General features: G+C 59.6%; 20 protein-coding genes. 8 read left to right on the top strand and 12 right to left on the bottom strand.

Annotated features, from left to right (window positions below; genetic code table 11):
• Positions 1-71: 71 nt before the first annotated feature.
• From AB7933_RS29860 to ycaC, 3 genes are all read right to left on the bottom strand, one after another.
• Positions 72-452 (bottom strand): MerR family transcriptional regulator, encoded by a 381-nt coding sequence (locus AB7933_RS29860; protein WP_024077634.1) that lies wholly within the window; start codon positions 450-452, stop codon positions 72-74.
• On the bottom strand, positions 391-1,035 hold the full coding sequence (locus AB7933_RS29855; RefSeq protein ID WP_024077633.1) for an NAD(P)H-dependent oxidoreductase: 645 nt from the start codon (positions 1,033-1,035) through the stop codon (positions 391-393). Before AB7933_RS29855 ends, AB7933_RS29860 begins: the two co-directional genes overlap by 62 nt.
• A gap of 132 nt (positions 1,036-1,167) precedes the next feature.
• Positions 1,168-1,800, bottom strand: coding sequence for an isochorismate family cysteine hydrolase YcaC (gene ycaC, locus AB7933_RS29850; protein WP_024077632.1), 633 nt, complete (start codon positions 1,798-1,800; stop codon positions 1,168-1,170).
• A gap of 369 nt (positions 1,801-2,169) precedes the next feature.
• Between ycaC and AB7933_RS29845 the strand changes: the two genes are divergently transcribed.
• The 8 genes from AB7933_RS29845 to AB7933_RS29810 all read left to right on the top strand — a co-directional run bounded on the left by AB7933_RS29845 (position 2,170) and on the right by AB7933_RS29810 (position 8,197).
• Positions 2,170-2,751 carry a YjfI family protein gene (locus AB7933_RS29845; RefSeq protein ID WP_081730367.1) on the top strand — a complete coding sequence of 194 codons (582 nt, stop codon included), beginning with the start codon at positions 2,170-2,172 and terminating at the stop codon, positions 2,749-2,751.
• Positions 2,752-2,768: 17 nt separating this feature from the next.
• Positions 2,769-3,467 carry a PspA/IM30 family protein gene (locus AB7933_RS29840; RefSeq protein ID WP_024077630.1) on the top strand — a complete coding sequence of 233 codons (699 nt, stop codon included), beginning with the start codon at positions 2,769-2,771 and terminating at the stop codon, positions 3,465-3,467.
• A gap of 56 nt (positions 3,468-3,523) precedes the next feature.
• Complete coding sequence (locus tag AB7933_RS29835) at positions 3,524-4,084, top strand: rhomboid family intramembrane serine protease (protein WP_024077629.1); 561 nt, start codon at positions 3,524-3,526, stop codon at positions 4,082-4,084.
• Between the two features lie 72 nt (positions 4,085-4,156).
• Entirely contained in the window at positions 4,157-5,191 is a 1,035-nt protein-coding gene (locus AB7933_RS29830; protein WP_024077628.1) for an ion channel, read from the top strand.
• Complete coding sequence (locus AB7933_RS29825) at positions 5,178-5,852, top strand: DUF2491 family protein (protein WP_024077627.1); 675 nt, start codon at positions 5,178-5,180, stop codon at positions 5,850-5,852. The genes AB7933_RS29830 and AB7933_RS29825 overlap by 14 nt, the downstream gene beginning before the upstream one ends.
• Before the next feature lie 15 nt (positions 5,853-5,867).
• Complete coding sequence (locus AB7933_RS29820; RefSeq protein ID WP_024077626.1) at positions 5,868-6,296, top strand: DUF350 domain-containing protein; 429 nt, start codon at positions 5,868-5,870, stop codon at positions 6,294-6,296.
• Positions 6,297-6,314: 18 nt separating this feature from the next.
• Positions 6,315-7,028: a DUF1190 domain-containing protein gene (locus AB7933_RS29815; protein WP_024077625.1), complete on the top strand. Its 714-nt coding sequence runs from the start codon at positions 6,315-6,317 to the stop codon at positions 7,026-7,028.
• Positions 7,029-7,039: 11 nt separating this feature from the next.
• The gene (locus AB7933_RS29810) at positions 7,040-8,197 is read left to right on the top strand and encodes a glutathionylspermidine synthase family protein (RefSeq protein ID WP_024077624.1); all 1,158 of its coding nucleotides are present in this window, start codon (positions 7,040-7,042) and stop codon (positions 8,195-8,197) included.
• Between the two features lie 484 nt (positions 8,198-8,681).
• Here the strand turns inward: AB7933_RS29810 and AB7933_RS29805 are convergent, their stop codons facing one another.
• The 9 genes from AB7933_RS29805 to AB7933_RS29765 all read right to left on the bottom strand — a co-directional run bounded on the left by AB7933_RS29805 (position 8,682) and on the right by AB7933_RS29765 (position 18,007).
• Complete coding sequence (locus AB7933_RS29805; protein ID WP_024077600.1) at positions 8,682-9,455, bottom strand: LexA family transcriptional regulator; 774 nt, start codon at positions 9,453-9,455, stop codon at positions 8,682-8,684.
• Positions 9,456-9,669: 214 nt separating this feature from the next.
• Positions 9,670-10,197: an inorganic diphosphatase gene (gene ppa / locus AB7933_RS29800; RefSeq protein WP_003176323.1), complete on the bottom strand. Its 528-nt coding sequence runs from the start codon at positions 10,195-10,197 to the stop codon at positions 9,670-9,672.
• 108 nt (positions 10,198-10,305) lie between these two features.
• Entirely contained in the window at positions 10,306-11,121 is an 816-nt protein-coding gene (locus tag AB7933_RS29795; protein ID WP_024077599.1) for a zinc-dependent peptidase, read from the bottom strand.
• A 6-nt stretch (positions 11,122-11,127) separates the two neighbouring features.
• Positions 11,128-11,787 carry a DedA family protein gene (locus AB7933_RS29790; RefSeq protein ID WP_024077598.1) on the bottom strand — a complete coding sequence of 220 codons (660 nt, stop codon included), beginning with the start codon at positions 11,785-11,787 and terminating at the stop codon, positions 11,128-11,130.
• Positions 11,788-12,081: 294 nt separating this feature from the next.
• On the bottom strand, positions 12,082-12,540 hold the full coding sequence (locus tag AB7933_RS29785) for a GNAT family N-acetyltransferase (protein WP_024077597.1): 459 nt from the start codon (positions 12,538-12,540) through the stop codon (positions 12,082-12,084).
• Between the two features lie 90 nt (positions 12,541-12,630).
• Positions 12,631-13,464 carry an ethanolamine ammonia-lyase subunit EutC gene (gene eutC / locus AB7933_RS29780; RefSeq protein WP_024077596.1) on the bottom strand — a complete coding sequence of 278 codons (834 nt, stop codon included), beginning with the start codon at positions 13,462-13,464 and terminating at the stop codon, positions 12,631-12,633.
• Positions 13,461-14,855 carry an ethanolamine ammonia-lyase subunit EutB gene (locus tag AB7933_RS29775; protein WP_024077595.1) on the bottom strand — a complete coding sequence of 465 codons (1,395 nt, stop codon included), beginning with the start codon at positions 14,853-14,855 and terminating at the stop codon, positions 13,461-13,463. Before AB7933_RS29775 ends, eutC begins: the two co-directional genes overlap by 4 nt.
• A gap of 52 nt (positions 14,856-14,907) precedes the next feature.
• Positions 14,908-16,341: an ethanolamine permease gene (eat, locus tag AB7933_RS29770; protein WP_024077594.1), complete on the bottom strand. Its 1,434-nt coding sequence runs from the start codon at positions 16,339-16,341 to the stop codon at positions 14,908-14,910.
• Positions 16,342-16,486: 145 nt separating this feature from the next.
• Positions 16,487-18,007, bottom strand: coding sequence for an aldehyde dehydrogenase family protein (locus AB7933_RS29765; RefSeq protein ID WP_024077593.1), 1,521 nt, complete (start codon positions 18,005-18,007; stop codon positions 16,487-16,489).
• Between the last annotated feature and the right edge of the window lie 206 nt (positions 18,008-18,213).

Here is an 18,213-nt window from a genome sequence, read left to right as displayed (position 1 = left end):
CGGTTTTGAAAATCAGAATGGGCTTACGTGGGCAGCGAAAAAATCGCGTCAGTTCACCTTCAAAGGCTACTTCAAATAGCGATGCTGCTCATTGACGAACAGTGTCCATGCGCCTCTTTCAGTTGGCTCTCAAACTCAAGCAAGCCGGCCTGTACGCTCTGTAACTTGGCGATTTGTGCGGCCAACTCGCGTTTCTTGCTGGCGATGGCCCGGTCTGCCCGCTCCCAAGGCAACGCGTCGCCTTGGGAACCGCGCAAAATTTCCTGCAACTCCTTGAGCTTGAAACCCAACTGCTGCGCACACTTGATAAACATCAGCAGCTCAACGCTCTGCTCTGAATAGACCCGGTATTGGCCCCGGCGCTGCGGCGTCGGCAGCAGGCCAATCGCTTCATAGTGCCGAATCGCCTTGATGGTCGTGCCCGACAATTGCGCGGCTTTGCCGATGTACATGAAAACTCCCTTTTCCCGCTAGTACGCTGGCTCGTGTCAGCCACTTGGCTCGCTGCCCCGGCGTAGAACCCAGCACCGCTCCCAGCAGTAACGTTTTGAGCGGCTTGATCCCGCAAAACGCCAATGTAGTGCTGCGCATCTGATGCACGCCCGGCATGCGATAGAACCAGCGGTAATACCACGGCAGCGTATCCAGGGTCACTAGCAAGTGTGCGGTGCGGCCGTGTAGCAGCTTGTCAGGAAACAGCTTGCCCTCACGGTATTTGAAGGCAAAGCCAGGTAGGAAAATGCGGTCGATAAAGCCCTTTAACAGCGCCGGGATGCCGCCCCACCAAATCGGAAAGACGAACGTCAGATGAGTGGCCCAGAGGATGTCGGATTGGGCGCTGAGCAGGTCGGGTTCCAAGGGCTGGATTTCGCTGTAGCCGTTGTGAAGGATCGGGTCGAAAACCAGATCACCCAGGCGTAGGACGCGCACCTCATGGCCGGCGATCTTTGCCGAGTGGCTGTAGGTGTCTGCCAGGGCCGAACAGAAGCTGGTGGTTGAAGGATGGCCAAGGATGACCAGGATGCGTTGAGCCATGGGGCGTGACCTGAAAGGTGGGGCTTTCAGGGTAGGGTGTGCTGTATAGGGGAGAGTCAAGGGGGGCAACTGCTGGCACAAAACAGCGAAAGCCTGCTTTTCAGGGCAGGCTTATCGCAACCGTCGGCTTACTTACTTCTGATGGGCCGTCAGCGCCGCATAACCATTCATCAAGTTGCGATAGTTAGGGATACGCTGGGACAACAAATTCCCCAGGCCTTCGATATCGTTGCGCCAGTCGCGATGCAGCTCACACGCCACCGAGAACCAGTTCATCATCTGCGCACCCGCTTGGGTCATCCGGCTCCACGCTGCCTGCTGCACCGTGGTGTTGAAGGTCCCCGACGCATCGGTAACCACAAACACATCAAACCCTTCCGCCAGTGCCGACAAGGTCGGGAACGCTACGCATACATCCGTTACCACGCCGGCAATGATGATCTGCTTACGTCCGGTAGCCTTGATCGCCTTGACGAAGTCTTCGTTGTCCCAGGCATTGATCTGGCCTGGGCGAGCGATGTACGGCGCGTCCGGGAACATCTCTTTCAGCTCGGGGACCAGCGGGCCGTTGGGGCCTTGCTCGAAGCTGGTGGTGAGGATGGTCGGCAGGTTGAAGAACTTGGCCAGGTCCGCCAGGGCCAGCACGTTGTTCTTGAACTCGTTGGGCGAGAAGTCCTGCACCAGGGAGATCAGGCCGGTTTGGTGGTCGACCAGCAGAACTACGGCGTCGTCTTTGTTCAAGCGGTTGTAGGTTGCAGTGCTCATGGTTGAATCCTTTTTTGTTTAGGTTGGTTGGGCGTTGCGTTCAACATGGGCACAGATTAATGGGTGGGTGCTGGGGGATAAATCGGCTGGAATGGGTAATACCGTCAACTCAAAAGCGACAATTCATGAGTTGTCAGTAGGACTGATCCTTTTAGTGGTCGGAAAAGTAAGTCAAAAAATCTCACGCGTGAGCTATTGAGCGTGGCAAAAAATGCCTGTAGATTTTCTCACGCGTGAGTTTTTCACAGCGAGGTCAGTACCATGGAACGCCGCTCTCCATCGAGTCCGTCTAAAGGGCCCGATACCGATTCAACGAGCCTTCAGGGAGAGCGCTTGAAGCCGTCCGCCAAAAAGCCATCGAGCTTTTACATGAAGCAGATGCGTGCAGGCCTGGCGGCCGCCGGCTACGTGAAACACGAGACTTGGGTGCTTCCCGAAAACCGAAGCTTGCTCAAGCAGATGGAGAAACAGCTTCGCCAGCCGATTCTGGCTGGCTCATTCATGTCGGAGAATTACATGAGCGCAGGTACCAACTGGAATATCGATCGCCTCTACACCGCTCTTCAGGCCCTGGACGACGTGGTGTCCAAGGACATTACGCTTTCTCTCGTCCAAGGCTCCGAGTCCAGTATCAAGCTGGAAATGAACGACTTCGGTGGCTTACCGATTTACATCGCGGTGGTGGGCGAGCAGATCATCGTTGACACCGTTCTAGTCGATGTCGAATCCATCAACGATGTCACGAAATTCAATGACGCGGTGTTGCGCAGCCGGGAAATGTTCCCGCTGTCCTCGATCGGTATCGAGTCCATGCCTAACGGGCAAGTTGTCTACAACATGTTCGGTGCGTTGAGTTCCGACTCCAGCCTGACAAACATCGTCACCGAGGTGAAAACCCTGGTCGACAACGTGCAGCGCGCCAGCGAAGCCTTCGAACGTTTCTTCAATTAAGTATTCGGGAGTATCCAATGACTCAGTCCATCTGGAGCAAATTGTTCACCGCGCTGCGTGGCGGTGCCAATGAAGTCGGCGAATCGATCGTCGACCAACAGGCCCTGCGCATCCTCGATCAGGAAATTCGCGACGCCGACACCGCGCTGGCCAACGCCAAGCGTGAACTGGTCAGCATCATGGCCAAGCACAAATTGGCGACTGATCGCGTCAACGAGTACGACGCCAAGATCAAGGACCTGGAGTCCAAGGCGGTGGCTGCCCTGCAGGCCAATCGTGAAGACCTCGCCCTGGAAGTGGCCGAAGCCATCTCGACCCTGACCAACGAGCGGGATGTGGAGCACAAGCAAGCCACCGAGTTCGGTGGCTATGCCGAAAGCATGCGCAAGGACATCACCAAGGCCGAAAGCCGGATCAAAAGCCTGCGCCAGCAAGTGGATATGGCCAAGGCTCGCGAAAGCGTACAGAAGGCCCAGGTCAGCGCCTCCATCGCCAGCGGCGGTGCCAACGGCAAGCTGGAAACCGCCGTCGGTACGCTGAATCGTTTGCAGGCCAAGCAACAGCAGCGCGCCGCTGAACTGCAAGCCCAGGATGAACTGGCGGATGCATCGACCGGGACCGACTTGGAGCGCAAGCTGCGCGAAGCCGGCATCACGCCGAACGAAGGCAGCGCCAATGCGATTCTGGAGCGTCTGAAGCAAAAGTCGGCGGAGTAAGCAGCGTCGCCGCAGGGAGGGCAGTGTCTGCCCTTCTTTTTTACGTCGAGGTCAGGATGGATGCCCTGAAGGGTTTCAAGACAATCGCAGGCTTGGCCTTCTTCATGGTCGCGCTGCAACTGCTCAATGTGGCGACCGGTTACAGCCTCATGGCGTTCGGCCTGATCCCGAGAACGCTGCAGGGGCTGCCCGGCATCCTCACCTCACCGTTTTTGCACGGGTCGTTTGCCCACCTGAGCGCCAACCTGGTTGCCTTTTTGATCCTGGGCACCCTGGTGATCATCGAAGGGCTCAATCGGTTCGTTACCGTCAGCGCGATCATTATCCTGCTGGGCGGTTCACTGCTCTGGTTGTTCGGTTTTGCGGGCATACACGTGGGGGCCAGCGGCTGGGTCTTCGGGTTATGGGCCTACCTGTTATCGCGCGCCTGGTTCCACCGGAGCTGGAGCAACCTGATAACGGCCGGTGTCGTAGCGGTACTGTATGGCGGCCTGATCCTTGGCTTCCTGCCGCGTCAGGGTGTTTCCTTCGAAGGGCATCTGTTTGGTGCATTCGCCGGATTTATTGCAGCCAAGGTACTTCTCTCCAAACCACGCAGCAGGTTTAATGCCGGCTGAACGCACTTGAGCATCCAGACGTCGAGGCGATGGCGTGATCAGGAATCAAGTACCCAGGGAGTCAGGGACGGAATGTCGATTTTTCTTTTGCTGCGCATGTACGCCTCCTCCCTCTTTCACCGTTTCGGCTGGGCAGGCCTGGTCGTTGCCTTGGGCGTTCACCTGAGCACGGCTTATCTGGGCCTGGTGTTCCTGGGCGAGCAGCACCTCACAGCTCTCGCCACGTTTGTTTACTTCTATCTCACCACCACGCTGACCGTCGGCTATGGCGATCTTGCGCCACAGACCTCGGCGGGGCGCGTGTTCGTAGCGACCTGGGTCATGCTCGGCGGCATTGCGCTGCTGACGGCAGCCATCGGCAAAACCACCAGCACTGTCATCGATGCATGGAGAAAAGGCATGAAGGGCAAAGGCGATTTCACCGGCAAGGTCGGCCATACCGTGCTCATCGGCTGGGAGGGCGCGTCCAGTGAGCGGGTCATCGAGTTATTGCTTCAAGACGAAACCTCGAACGACAACCTGATCGTCATCTGCGATTGCACCCTCGAAGAAAACCCGATGCCGGGCAAAGCGGCGTTCATCCGTGGTGAGAGCCTGTCCTCCACAGCGTTGTTGCTGCGTGCCGGTGTGCCCGGCGCCGAGCGTGTGTTGGTGCGAACCCCGTCTGACGATTTGACGCTGGCCACCGTGCTGGCGGTGAATCAACTGAGTCCGGTCGGGCATGTCGTCGCCCACTTCAATGAAAGTGAAATTGCCGCACTGGCCAGTTCCTACGCCCCCAGCCTGGAATGCACGTCAAGCATGGCCATCGAAATGTTGGTGCGCGCCTCCCAGGATCCGGGCTCGTCGGTGGTCATCAATGAGTTGCTGTGCGTGGGGCAGGGCGCCACCCAATACCTGATGAGATTGCCCGAGGCGTTTGAAGCAACGTTCGGCGATCTGTACACCCAAATGAAAGAGCGCCACAACGCCACCCTCATCGGCTATCGCGCCAAAGGTGCCCAGCAACCCTCGATCAACCCGCCCAGCGCTACGCGCGTTGAAGGCGGCGAACTCTTCTACATCGCCTCCACCCGCCTCAAGGAAATTTCCAATGGGATGGTTTAAACAGTTGATGGGGCTTGAGGCCCCGCAAGCGACTACACAATCGAAAGGCGCCGCCGCCGAACCGCTGCCGACCAGCGGCCCGCTGGGCCTGGCACCGGGCAAAGGCGTGATATTCGATGCGACCCTGAAGTTGTTGCTCGACGGGAAAACCACAGTGGTTATCCCCGGCTCCCAGGAAATCTGGAGTAACGGCACCGTGGACCTCGGGCAGTCGACCTGGCTGTCGCGCTATTACATGAACGACGAAGACTACTGGTTGCAGGTGCACACCACGGGCGACATCGCCGGGCAGGTCGAGTCGGTGATCCTGTTCAACTACCTGAGTTACGTCACCCTCAGCAGCGAGGCTGAATTGCGTCGGCTGGCGGGGCCGCAGAGTCTGATCGGGTTGCCGACCTACACCCACAATGGCGTCGAGTACACGCGCGTGTGGGGCAGCGAGGACGGCCAGACAGAATTGGTGGCCATGAGCGAGCACGTGATAAACCCCGAGGACTCCTACAGTGTCGAGCACCGCTCGATGCTATATGCCCGTGACACAGGCCTGACCGATCGACGGGAGTTTCTGTTGTTCTCTGTCGAAGAAGACGCTGAAGGCACCGTCAGCCTGAGCACGTCGCTGGGCATTTCGCTGTACACAACCGACTTGAATGCGCTCTAAAAAAGGAAGAAGTCCATGCTAGAAGCTCTCTCCATCTCCCTGAACAAAGCCGCCGTCGTCGGCTTTGTCACCTACATTCTGGGGGCGGCGGTGCTGTTCGCGCTGTTCCAGTTCATCTACACCCGCGTTACCCCGCACAAGGAGTTCGAGCTGATCCGGGCGGGCAACGTTTCCGCGGCAGTCGCCCTGGGCGGCGCCATCGTCGGTTTCGCCATTCCAGCCAGCAACGTGATTGCCTACTCGATCAGCATCCTCGACTTCGTCGTCTGGGCGGTGATCGCCGCCGTCGTCCAACTGTTGGCGTTTCTGCTGACCAGCCTCGTGCTCAAAGGCACTTCCGAGCGCATCAAGAGAGGCGAGCTCGCTGCGGGCATCTACGTGGCCGCCGTGGCCATCAGCGTGGGCATGTTGAATGCCGCGTGCATGACGCCTACCCAGAACTGATTGCGCACGGAGCTCCCGATGAAACGAAGCAAGTACGTCCAGCTTTCGCTGGCAGCGTCGGTCGCCATGGCGATATCCGGTTGTGGGCCGACGGAAAAAACCTACGATTTGCAGAAAAAGTACAACTTCCAGTCGGTTCAGCAGTGTGCCGATGAAAAGCTTCCAGTGGACGTCTGCTCGGACGCCTACATGACCGCCATGGCCGAGCATCGCCGCATTGCCCCGGTATACGCCAGCCAGGCCGATTGCGATGCCGACTTTGTCGCGGGCTGGTGCCAGCTGGACTCCAATGGCCAGTTCATTCCCAAGCTGGGCGGTTTCGAACTGACCGCCGAAGGCCAGGTGACACAATCCCAGGTAGACGCTGCCCAGGCCCAGGTTCCCGGCTCGCAAGCCAGCAGCGGCGGCTCCGGCTTCTCCACCAGCAGCCTGCTGACCGGTCTGCTGATCGGCAACATGCTGAGCAGCAATCGCAACAGCTACCGCTCCGAGCCTGTGTATCGCTATCGCGATGATCGCGGCGACTACGGCTCCTCGACGCTCAATCAGCGGGTCTCGAATGGGGCGACGTTTGGCCGCTCGAATCAGGCCAGGTACGGCAGCAGCAATTACACCAACACGCTGCGCTCTTCCAGCCAGTCGAGCTCCGTGGCGTCGGCCACCTCCCGTGGCGGCTTCGGCAGCAAGGCCAGCGCACGCAGCGGCTGGGGCGGCGGCGGGTCGAGCAGTTAAGGAGCCGGGCCATGAAGAAAATCCATTGCGCAGAACGTGATGACTGGAAACAGACGGCTGAAAACCTTGGCTTTCTGTTCCATACCATCGACGACGAACCCTACTGGGACGAGAGCGCGTATTACCAGTTCACGCTCAAGCAAATCGAGAACGACCTCGAAGACCCGACCACCGAGATCCATGACATGTGCATGGACCTCGTGGCCCGCGTGGTCCAGAGCGAAGAACTGCTCGAACGCCTGAGCATTCCCGCGCCCTTCTTCGACATGATCAAAACCTCATGGCTCGAAGGCCACCCGCACCTGTATGGACGCATGGACTTCTCCTACAACGGCACCGGGCCCGCCAAGCTGCTGGAACTCAACTACGACACACCGACCAGCCTCTACGAGGCCGCGGCATTCCAGTGGGGCTGGCTGGAGCAATGCATCGAACGCGGCTTGCTGCCCAAGCATGCCGACCAGTTCAACAGCATCGACACCAAACTCCACCAGGCTTTCGCTCAACTGCAGGTCAACCAGCCGTTCTACTTCGCCTCCATGAAAGACTCGGTCGAAGACAAAGGCACCACCGACTACCTGCGCCTGGTCGCAGAAAAAGTCGGCATCGAATCGCGCCACATCGACATCGAAGACATCGGCCTGACCGCAGAAGGTCGCTTCGTTGACCTTGAAGATCGCTGGATTCCCCACCTGTTCAAACTGCACGCCTGGGAATTCATCTTCCACGAACCCTTCGGCGCTGCGATCGCCGAGAGTGACACGCAGTTCTTCGAACCCGCCTGGAAGGCCATCCTCTCCAACAAAGGCGTCTTGCCGCTGCTGTGGGAATTCAACAAAGGCCACCCCAATTTGCTTGCGGCCCACCTGGATACCGACCCAGGTAAAGCCGTGCCAAAGGGCTGGGTGCGCAAGCCGTTCTTCTCGCGGGAAGGGGCCAACATCGAGCTGCAAACTGCTGACGGACTGATCGTGAAAGAAGACGGCCCCTACACGGACGCGCCGTTTATCCTTCAGGAATTCGCACCGCTACCGCGGTTTGGGGACAGCTATACGTTGATTGGGTCCTGGGTGATTGGGGACCAGGCGGCGGGGATTGGGGTGCGGGAGGATAATAGTTTGATTACCAAGGATTCGAGCCGGTTTTTGCCGCATTTGATATTGGATTGAGGCTGGAGCTTAAAGGGGCCAAAGATGCTCGGGTGCGCGTGGCTGAGTTGCTGAAGTGGGCGGTGGCGACTTCGCAAGTGCTCGGTGAGTCACTGGCTGCGCCGCAAACGGCGGTGATGCATTGGGTGGAGATCGCGAAGATGGTGGCGGATCGCGCTCTTGGGGGCATACAGCCTAGATAATGCTGCTGAGAGGCATATGAGGCGATAATCTGCCCGCGTTAGCTATTCAATCGTCCAACAGCTGTTGGACAATTTGGGTTTGTGATTCTTGTGGGCATTAAAAAGCCGGCTTGTGGCCGGCTTCTCGGGGACCGCCTCAGCTTGTTTTTGACAAACCTCACCAGCCTTCAAATCGCTCAGCCAACATTGCGTCTGGCTGAATAGTAGGGGCATCCGCGGGAACGTCTCCGCTTCGCCAGGCAAGGTGGATAGCCTAAGACCACCCCCTGCCAAATGTGCGGCGCATGATACCCACATTCACTTCAAATGCCCACCTCCGGATCCGATTTAGAGCCTTCCCAGCCCAGCAGGTGTTCATCCAGTGGCACCGGTGGGCGGCGGTTGTTGAGGGTGGACCACCAGAATACCCAGCCCACGACCTGGAAGTTTTGTTCGAAGCGTTCCTCGTAGGTGAGGTGTTCGTCCGGGTGCTCGTTGGCGTTGTGGCTGCGCATGCGCAGGCCGCCGCCCGGGCGGTTGTAGAGGTATTTGATGCGCAGCATGCCGTCGTGTTCGACGGCGTAGATTTCGCCGTCGATGATTTGGGTGCGGCCGCGGTCGATGGCGAGGGTGGCGCCTTGTTGGATGATGTCGATCATGCTGTTGTCGACCATATAGGCGCCTACCGCGCGGTCGGGGTTGACGGTGAGGGTTTCGAGGGTGTGCAGGGAGACGCGGATGCGCTCGGTGGAGGTGAATGACGGGTGGAGGGGGATCTCCACGTCGATTTTTTCCGGGGGGCAGGCTGGGCCTGTGAGATATTTGCCGCTCTCTTCGCGGGAGGGGAGTGCTTTCCTTGCAGTGGGGCCGTCCAGCAGGAAGTTGGCCGGCGGATGTTTGGGGCCCAGGCCGGCGTGTAGCCAGCGGCTGGAGACGCACAGCAGCTCTGCGATCTCGTTGAGTCGGCCCATGGGGACGCCGCGTTTGAACCAGTTGTTCACGTGTTGAGGCGTGACGCCGCGGTTCTTGGCGAAGTCGGAGGCGGAAAGATTAACTTCCCGTAATAGCGCTTTTAAGCGATCACCTGATGTATTCATAAACGCAGAGTTTACTGGCCGGAAAAACAGATCAAATAAACCATGCGTTGAATCGCGCGAGTAGGATTTTGCTTAGTTGTGGCTTTATCTTTCGGACTTGCTGGTTAGTTGAACGCTGTGAGTTAAACATTGAACTTGATGTTTAATTTTCCCCACAAAAAAAGCCCCGAATAATCGGGGCTTTTTTAATTGCCGGGGCAATGAGGAGCGGGTATCAGCCTTTGTAGGCCGCGACCGACTTCATGATCTCGGCACGGGCGGCGTCTGCGTTGCCCCAACCGTCGATCTTCACCCATTTGCCTTTTTCGAGGTCTTTGTAGTTCTCGAAGAAGTGTTTGATCTGTTCCAGCAGCAGTGGGGGCAGGTCGGTGTATTCCTTCACGTCGACGTACAGCTGGGACAGCTTGTCGTGTGGCACTGCGATCACTTTGGCATCGCCGCCGCCGTCGTCAGTCATGTTCAGGATGCCGACCGGGCGTGCGCGGATGACCGAACCTGGGGTAACCGGGTAAGGGGTTACAACCAGCACGTCGAGGGGGTCGCCGTCGTCAGCCAGGGTGTTGGGGATGAAACCGTAGTTGGCCGGGTAGAACATCGGGGTGGCCATGAAACGGTCAACGAACAGGCAGTCGCTGTCTTTGTCGATTTCGTATTTGATCGGCGCGTGGTTGGCCGGAATTTCGATGGCGACGTAGATGTCGTTCGGCAGGTCTTTGCCAGCCGGAATCTTGCTGTAGCTCATTGGGCGTTGCCCCCGTAGTTGGCCATGGAACATGGCCGGATTGGCCTAAAAGTGGCGGCGATTATAGGCATATTCTGACGCCGATGCCATGCGCCAGACGTCGTACGGTCATTCGCCTTGTGGCTGATAACGCGGGTCGCTGGCTTGCAGTTGGTTCAGGCGGGCCAGGGGATCCTGGCGATAAAAGCGGCTCAGTTGCGCATACACCTGTGGATAACTTTCCGTCAGTAAATCCGGCGCGCTGAAAAAATATTCGCTGGTGACGGCAAAGAATTCCGCCGGGTTTTCGGCGGCGTAAGGGTCGATGGCCGTCTCGGCGTCGGGGTTGGCATCGAGTTGGCGGTTGAGGTCGTCAAACGCGCTTTGCATCACGCTGGCCCATTCCTGCACGCGCATGTCGTGGTGCAGCGGCGGCAGGCCGTTGGCATCGCCATTGAGCATGTCGAGTTTGTGCGCCAGTTCGTGGATGACCAGGTTGTAGCCTTCCCAGTTGCCGCTGGCCAGTACGCCGGGCCAGGCGAGGATCACCGGGCCCTGCTGCCAGGCTTCGCCGCTGTGTTCGCCGTCCCACTCATGCTCGACGCCGCTGGCGTCGCGATGGCGTTGCGGGCTGAGGAAGTCGTCTGGGTACAGCACGATTTCGTGGAAGCCCTGGTACCAGTCGAGGTCGCCGAGGTTCATCAAGGGCAGTTGCGCCTGGGCGGCGAGCAGCAGGCGTTGTTCCTGATGCAGGTCGACGCCGGGCAGGGCGGTGAGGTGTTTCTCGGCGAGGAATACCACGCAGGCTTCGCGCAGCCACTGGTCCTGTTCGGCGCTGAGGCCGTCGAGGAAGGTCAGGTGGTGGCGCACCCGTTGCCAGGTGTCATCGGCAATCGGGTGCTTGGCCAGCAGGCGCCGGCGACGCCAGGCGCTGAGGGACCACATGGCCGGTCAGTGCGGCTTGGCTTCGGAAGAGGTGCGACCACCAAAGCGGCTGCGGACTACACCAATGATCATCGGTACCAGCGACAGCAGAATGATGAACACCACCAGCAACGACAGGTTTTTCTTGATGAACGGTACGTTGCCGAAGAAGTAGCCCAGCGTCACCAGGCCGCCGACCCAGAAGACGGTGCCCAGCACGCTGAAACCGAAGAAACGCGCGTAGGGCATTTTCGCGATACCGGCGACGAACGGTGCAAAGGTCCGCAGGATTGGCAGGAAGCGCGCCAGGGTCACGGTTTTGCCGCCGTGCTTGTCGTAGAAATCGTGGGTTTTTTGCAGGTAGTCGCGGCGGAAGATTTTCGAGTTCGGGTTGCTGAACAGGCGTTCCCCGGCCGTTCGCCCGATCACGTAGTTGGTGCTGTCACCGAGGATCGCCGCCAGCATCAACAGGCCGCCGAGCAATACCGGGTCCATGCCACCGCCCGCTGCGACGGCGCCGGCGATAAACAGCAACGAATCACCCGGCAGGAACGGCATGACCACCAGGCCGGTTTCGCAAAAGATGACGAGGAACAGAATGGCGTAGATCCACGGACCGTAATTGGTAACCAGCAGGTCGAGGTAGACGTCGAGATGCAGGATAAGGTCTAGCGGGTTGAAATCCATGGATGGCACCTGTGTGGACGGCCCGACTCGGCAGGCCTGTGCGGAAGCTCGGGTAATAAGGCTACAAGTGTATGTAGTGTTTCTTACAACCCTGAAAGGTCCGCATTATACGGATTGAGAGGTGAAAATCGTGTTGGTTTTGTAGCGGGGGATGTCGCGATGCACGGTCCACAGATCGCCAGAAATGCATTGTGGGAGCGAGTTTCCTCGCGAAAGCACTCGGTCAGTTATAAATAGTCTGACTGAAAAGCCGCTATCGGGGGGGCAAGCCCCTTCCCACAAGGTGTCAGCGCGTCAGTCTTCGCTGATCGGCAGGGTGTAGTTCTTGAACTCGGTGTCCTCGCGAAACCCGATCGACTCGTAGGTCTTCTGTGCCACTTGATTGTTACTGCTGGTCGACACCCGCAGTCGCACCGCATGAGTCTCCTTGGCCATCTTCTTCGCCGTACGCATCAGGTTATCCGCCACCAGTTGCCGACGGGCGTCTTCGGCCACATAGATGTCGTTGAGTATCCACACGCGTTTGAGCGACAACGACGAAAAGCTTGGGTACAGCTGACAGAACCCCAGCAGCCGCTTGTCGTCATCGTCGGGCAGGGCCAGGTAGATCACCGACTCCTTGCGGCGCAGGCGCTTTTCCAGGAAGGCCCGCGACGAATCCGGGAACGGCAGCGCCCCGTAGAACTCGCGGTATTTGACGAACAAGGGGGTCAACAGGTCCAGGTGTTCCAGGGTCGCTTGAGTGATCCGCATGCCAGGCCTCAACTTCCAAAGGGTATGACCACGCGAGCGGCCGTGACTCGATGCTGCCTAAAGACGCAAAAAAGCGCAATCGTGCCGCGATCAGTCCAACGGCGGGCTGAGCAGGAAGTTGCCTTTCATCAGGTCCGGGTCGTCGGACTCAATGGTCTGCACCTGCGCCTCATCCTTGAGGTTGACCCCCGACAACTGCCGGCGACACGCCTCTCGCATCAAGTACAGCAGGCGGTGGGCCGCCATGCCATAACTCAAGCCTTCCAAGCGCACGTTGGAGATGCAGTTGCGGTAGGCATCGGTCAGGCCGACCTTGGGGTTGTAGGTGAAATACAGCCCCAGGCTGTCCGGCGAACTGAGTCCCGGCCGTTCGCCGATCAGGATCACCACCATCTTGGCCCCCAGCAATTGCCCGATCTCATCCGCCACCGCCACGCGGCCCTGTTCCACCAGGATCACTGGCGACAAGGACCACCCCTCGGCGTGAGTCTGTTCCTCCATGCGTGCGAGAAACGGCAAGGTGTGTTTATGCACGGCCAGCGCCGACAGGCCATCGGCCACCACCACCGCCAGGCCCACACCGCCAGGATTGGCCGTCGCATAGTCGCGCAGGCGCTGGGCCGATTCATCACTCAAGCGCCGCCCCAGGTCGGGGCGTTGCAGGTAGCTATGCCGATCGACGGCCGCACTGTGCAGCAATAGGCTGTCACGCCCGCGTTCGGCCAGTTGGCTGCTGAGGCCCCCATGGTCGAAGGGCAGGTGCACTGCGTCCCGCGCCTGGGCATGGGCGAACTGGAAGTCCAACTGTGCGCTGGTCGGGATGCTCGTGCCGGTACGGCCCAGGGCAATGCGCGCCGGGGTCAGGCGGCGTAGCTCCAGCCACGGGTTTTCAGGAAGGTCGAGTTGCACGGGTGGCTCCTTCATCCCAATTGCGCCAAGGCGTGGCGAAATGCCGGGGGCAGGCTGTTGCCGAAGCGCACCTTGCCGTCGGCTTGCGTGAAGATGCCCATCTTCGCCAGCCACTGTTCAAATTCCGGTGCCGGCTTTAAACCCAGGGTTTGGCGGGCGTACAGGGCGTCATGGAATGAGGTGGTCTGGTAGTTGAGCATGATGTCGTCGGAGCCGGGGATGCCCATGATGAAGTTGATGCCGGCCACGCCGAGCAGGGTCAGCAGGGTGTCCATGTCGTCCTGGTCGGCTTCGGCGTGGTTGGTGTAGCAGATGTCGCAACCCATCGGCACCCCCAGCAGCTTGCCGCAGAAGTGGTCTTCAAGGCCTGCGCGAATGATCTGCTTGCCGTTGTACAGGTATTCGGGGCCGATAAAGCCAACCACGGTATTCACCAGGAACGGCTTGAAGTGCCGGGCCACCGCATAGGCGCGGGTTTCGCAGGTTTGCTGGTCGACGCCAAAGTGCGCATTGGCCGACAAGGCGCTGCCCTGGCCGGTTTCGAAATACATCAGGTTCTGGCCCAGGGTGCCACGGTTCAGGCTCAAGCCCGCCTCGTAGCCTTCCTGCAACACACTCAGGCTTATGCCGAAACTGGCGTTGGCCGCCTCGGTACCGGCAATTGATTGGAATACCAGGTCCAGCGGCACGCCACGGTTGATGGCTTCGATGGAGGTGGTGACGTGGGTCAGCACGCAGGCCTGGGTGGGAATGTCGTAGCGCTGGATGATTGCGTCGAGCATTTCCAGCATGGCGCAGATCGAGGCGATGCTGTCGGTGGCCGGGTTGATACCGATCATGGCGTCGCCGTTGCCGTAGAGCAGGCCGTCGAGAATGCTGGCCGCGATACCGGCCGGTTCATCCGTGGGGTGGTTGGGTTGCAGGCGGGTCGATAAGCGCCCGCGCAGGCCCATGGTGCCGCGAAACTGGGTGACCACGCGGATCTTCTGCGCCACCAGCACCAGGTCTTGCACGCGCATGATCTTGGAGACGGCGGCGGCCATTTCGGGTGTCAGCCCTGGCGCCAATGCGCGTAGGGATTGTTCATCGGCCGCATCGCTGAGCAGCCAGTCGCGCAGGCCGCCGACGGTCAGGTGGCTGACCGGGGCAAACGCCTGTTTATCATGGGTGTCGATGATCAGTCGGGTGACTTCATCGCTTTCATAGGGGATCAGCGCCTCTTGCAGAAAGTGCGTCAGCGGGATATTGGCCAAGGCCATTTGCGCCGCCACCCGCTCGCCGTCGTTCTGCGCGGCGACGCCGGCGAGAAAGTCCCCGGAGCGTGCGGGGCTGGCCTTGGCCATCACGTCCTTGAGGCTGTCGAAGCGGTAGGTTTGTGCACCCACCGCATGGGAAAAGCTTGCCATACAGTGTCTCCTTGACGACGCGGGCAGGAACCCGCGTCGAGGTTTACGGCAGTTAGTGCAGGGCGGCCTCTGCGGCCTGGATCGCCGCGAATTCCTCTTCCGGCGTGCCCGCTACCAAGTGATGCCGGCTGTAGAAAGCAAAGTAAGCAATTAATACTCCATAGATGATCGCGGCGCCAATCACCACCCTTGGATCCACCAGAAAGCCCGCAACGACGGCCACACAGGCCAGTACCAGGGCGACACCGGACGTGAAGATGCCGCCCGGCGTGCGGTACGGACGGTCCATTTTGGGGCGACGGATGCGCAGCGTGATGTGCGCGGCCATCATTAGCACGTAGGAAATGGTCGCGCCGAACACCGCCACCAGGATCAACAAGTCACCCTGGCCGGTCAGCGACAGGCCAAAACCGATAATGCCGGGGATCACCAGCGCCAGGACCGGCGCCTTGCTCTTGTTGGTCTGGGACAGCTTGCGCGGCAGGTAGCCGGCGCGGGACAAGGCGAAGATCTGCCGCGAATAGGCGTAGATAATCGAGAAAAAGCTGGCGATCAAGCCGGCCAGGCCGACCAGGTTGACGAAGCTGCCCATCCAGGTCGAGCCGCCATAGGACAACGCCAGCGCTTCCACCAACGGGTTGCCGGACTTGACCAGCGCATAGGTGCCGGCGCCACCCGGTGCGATCACCAGGATCAGCAGGGCAAAACTGGTCAGCACCACAATGGCGCCGATCAGGCCGCGGGGCAGGTCGCGTTTGGGGTTCTTGGTTTCTTCAGCGGCCAGGGGCACGCCCTCGACGGCAAGGAAAAACCAGATCGCATAAGGGATCGCCGCCCACACGCCGACATAGCCGAAGGGCAGGAAGGTGCTGGCGCCCTTGGCTTCGGTCACCGGGATATCCAGCAGGTTGGCGACATTGAAGTGCGGCACCATCGACACCAGAAACACGCCCAGGGCAATCGCGGCGATGGCGGTGATCACGAACATCAGCTTCAAGGCTTCACCCACGCCAAAGATGTGGATGCCAATAAAGATGATGTAGAACGCCAGGTAGATCATCCAGCCGCCAATGCCGAACAGCGACTCGCAATAAGCGCCGATAAACACCGCGATGGCGGCGGGCGCGATGGCGTATTCGATCAGGATCGCGGTGCCCGTCAGGAACCCGCCCCAGGGGCCGAAGGCGCTGCGGGCAAAACCGTAGCCACCGCCGGCAGTGGGAATCATGGAAGACAGTTCAGCCAGGGAAAAGCACATGCACAGGTACATGGTGGCCATCAGCAATGTGGCGAGGAACATGCCGCCCCAGCCACCCTGGGCCAGGCCGAAGTTCCAGCCGGCGTAGTCGCCGGAGATCACGTAGGCAACGCCAAGGCCAACTAACAGCACCCAGCCAGCGGCGCCTTTTTTGAGTTCGCGTTGTTGGAAATATTGGGAGTCGACTTTTTCGAAGTCGACGGAAGATCCAGTCGGTTCGCTAGGCATGAAGAAGTACCTTTCATTGTTATTGTTTTTAACTCGGCCTCTGTGTGCCGAATGCAATTGGCAAGTACTTGTGGAGAGCTAAGTGTGGGAGGGGCGGTACCCCTCCCACACTTGATTGCATTTCAAATGTGGGAGGAGGGGTTAGTTAGAAGAAGCCCAGCGGATTAATGTCGTAGCTCACCAGCAAGTTCTTGGTCTGCTGGTAATGATCCAACATCATCTTGTGCGTCTCGCGGCCCACACCGGACTTCTTGTAACCGCCAAACGCGGCATGCGCCGGGTACAGGTGGTAGCAGTTGGTCCATACGCGGCCGGCCTTGATCGCGCGGCCCATGCGGTAAGCGCGGTTGATGTCGCGGGTCCACAGGCCGGCACCCAGGCCGAACTCAGTGTCGTTGGCAATCGCCAGGGCTTCGGCTTCGTCCTTGAAGGTGGTGATGCTCACCACCGGGCCAAAGATTTCTTCCTGGAACACGCGCATCTTGTTGGTGCCCTTGAGCAGGGTCGGCTGGATGTAATAGCCGGTGGCCAGATCGCCGGTCAGCTTCTCCACCTTGCCGCCGGTCAGCAGCTCGGCGCCTTCGCCCTTGGCGATTTCCAGGTAGGACAGGATCTTGTCGAACTGCTGCTCGGACGCCTGGGCGCCGACCATGGTGTCGGTGTCGAGTGGGTCGCCACGCTTGATCGACTCAACCTTCTTCATCACCACCTTCATGAAGTCGTCGTAGATCGACTCTTCCACCAGTGCGCGCGATGGGCAGGTGCACACTTCGCCCTGGTTGAAGAAGGCCAGTACCAGGCCTTCGGCGGCCTTTTCGATGAACTGCGGTTCGGCTTTCATGATGTCGGCGAAGAAGATGTTCGGCGACTTGCCGCCCAGTTCCACGGTCGACGGAATGATGTTCTCGGCCGCGCAATGCATGATGTGCGCGCCCACCGGGGTGGAGCCGGTGAAGGCGATCTTGGCGATGCGCTTGCTGGTGGCCAGGGCTTCGCCCGCTTCTTTGCCGAAGCCGTGCACCACGTTGAGCACGCCGGGTGGCAGCAGGTCGCCAATGACTTCCATCAGCACGTTGATGCCCAGTGGGGTTTGCTCGGCGGGCTTGAGCACCACGCAGTTGCCGGCGGCCAGGGCCGGGGCGAGTTTCCAGGCGGCCATCAGCAGCGGGAAGTTCCACGGGATGATCTGGCCAACCACGCCCAGGGGCTCATGGAAGTGGTAGGCGGCGGTGTGCTCGTTGATTTCGGCAGTGCTGCCTTCCTGGGCACGGATGCAGCCGGCGAAGTAGCGGAAGTGGTCGGCGGCCAGCGGAATGTCGGCGTTGAGGGTTTCACGCACGGCCTTGCCGTTGTCCCAGGTTTCGGTGATGGCCAGCAGTTCGAGGTTCTGTTCGATGCGGTCGGCGATTTTCAGCAGTACCAGCGCGCGGTCCTGGGCCGAGGTCTTGCCCCAGGCGTCAGCGGCGGCATGGGCGGCGTCCAGCGCTTTGTCGATGTCTTTGGCAGTGGAGCGGGGGAACTCGGCGATGGGCTTGCCGTTGACCGGCGAGGTGTTGGTGAAATAGTTGCCATCGACCGGCGCAACGAATTCGCCCCCGATGTAGTTGCCGTACTTGGCCTTGAACGAAACGATCGCGCCTTCAGTACCGGGGTGTGCGTAACGCATGATGGGTATCTCCTGGCTTTTATGTTTATTGGAGTGCAGCGCGGCAAGCGCTTGTTAAAGCGTAGAGCAAAGGTTGGGCCACTGCTTTGCGGGCCAGGTAAATCAAGGGCTTGGTCGTTGTTGCAAAGCGTTGCTGTGGCAGCCGTGGTACAGGCGCAGTGACAGTTTGTGCCATAAACGGTACAGCCTGTGACCAGTGGGTCGGC

It is taken from the genome of Pseudomonas gorinensis (assembly GCF_042015035.1).
GTDB lineage: Bacteria > Pseudomonadota > Gammaproteobacteria > Pseudomonadales > Pseudomonadaceae > Aquipseudomonas > Aquipseudomonas gorinensis.
This window is presented reverse-complemented; position numbering and strand designations above follow the sequence as displayed.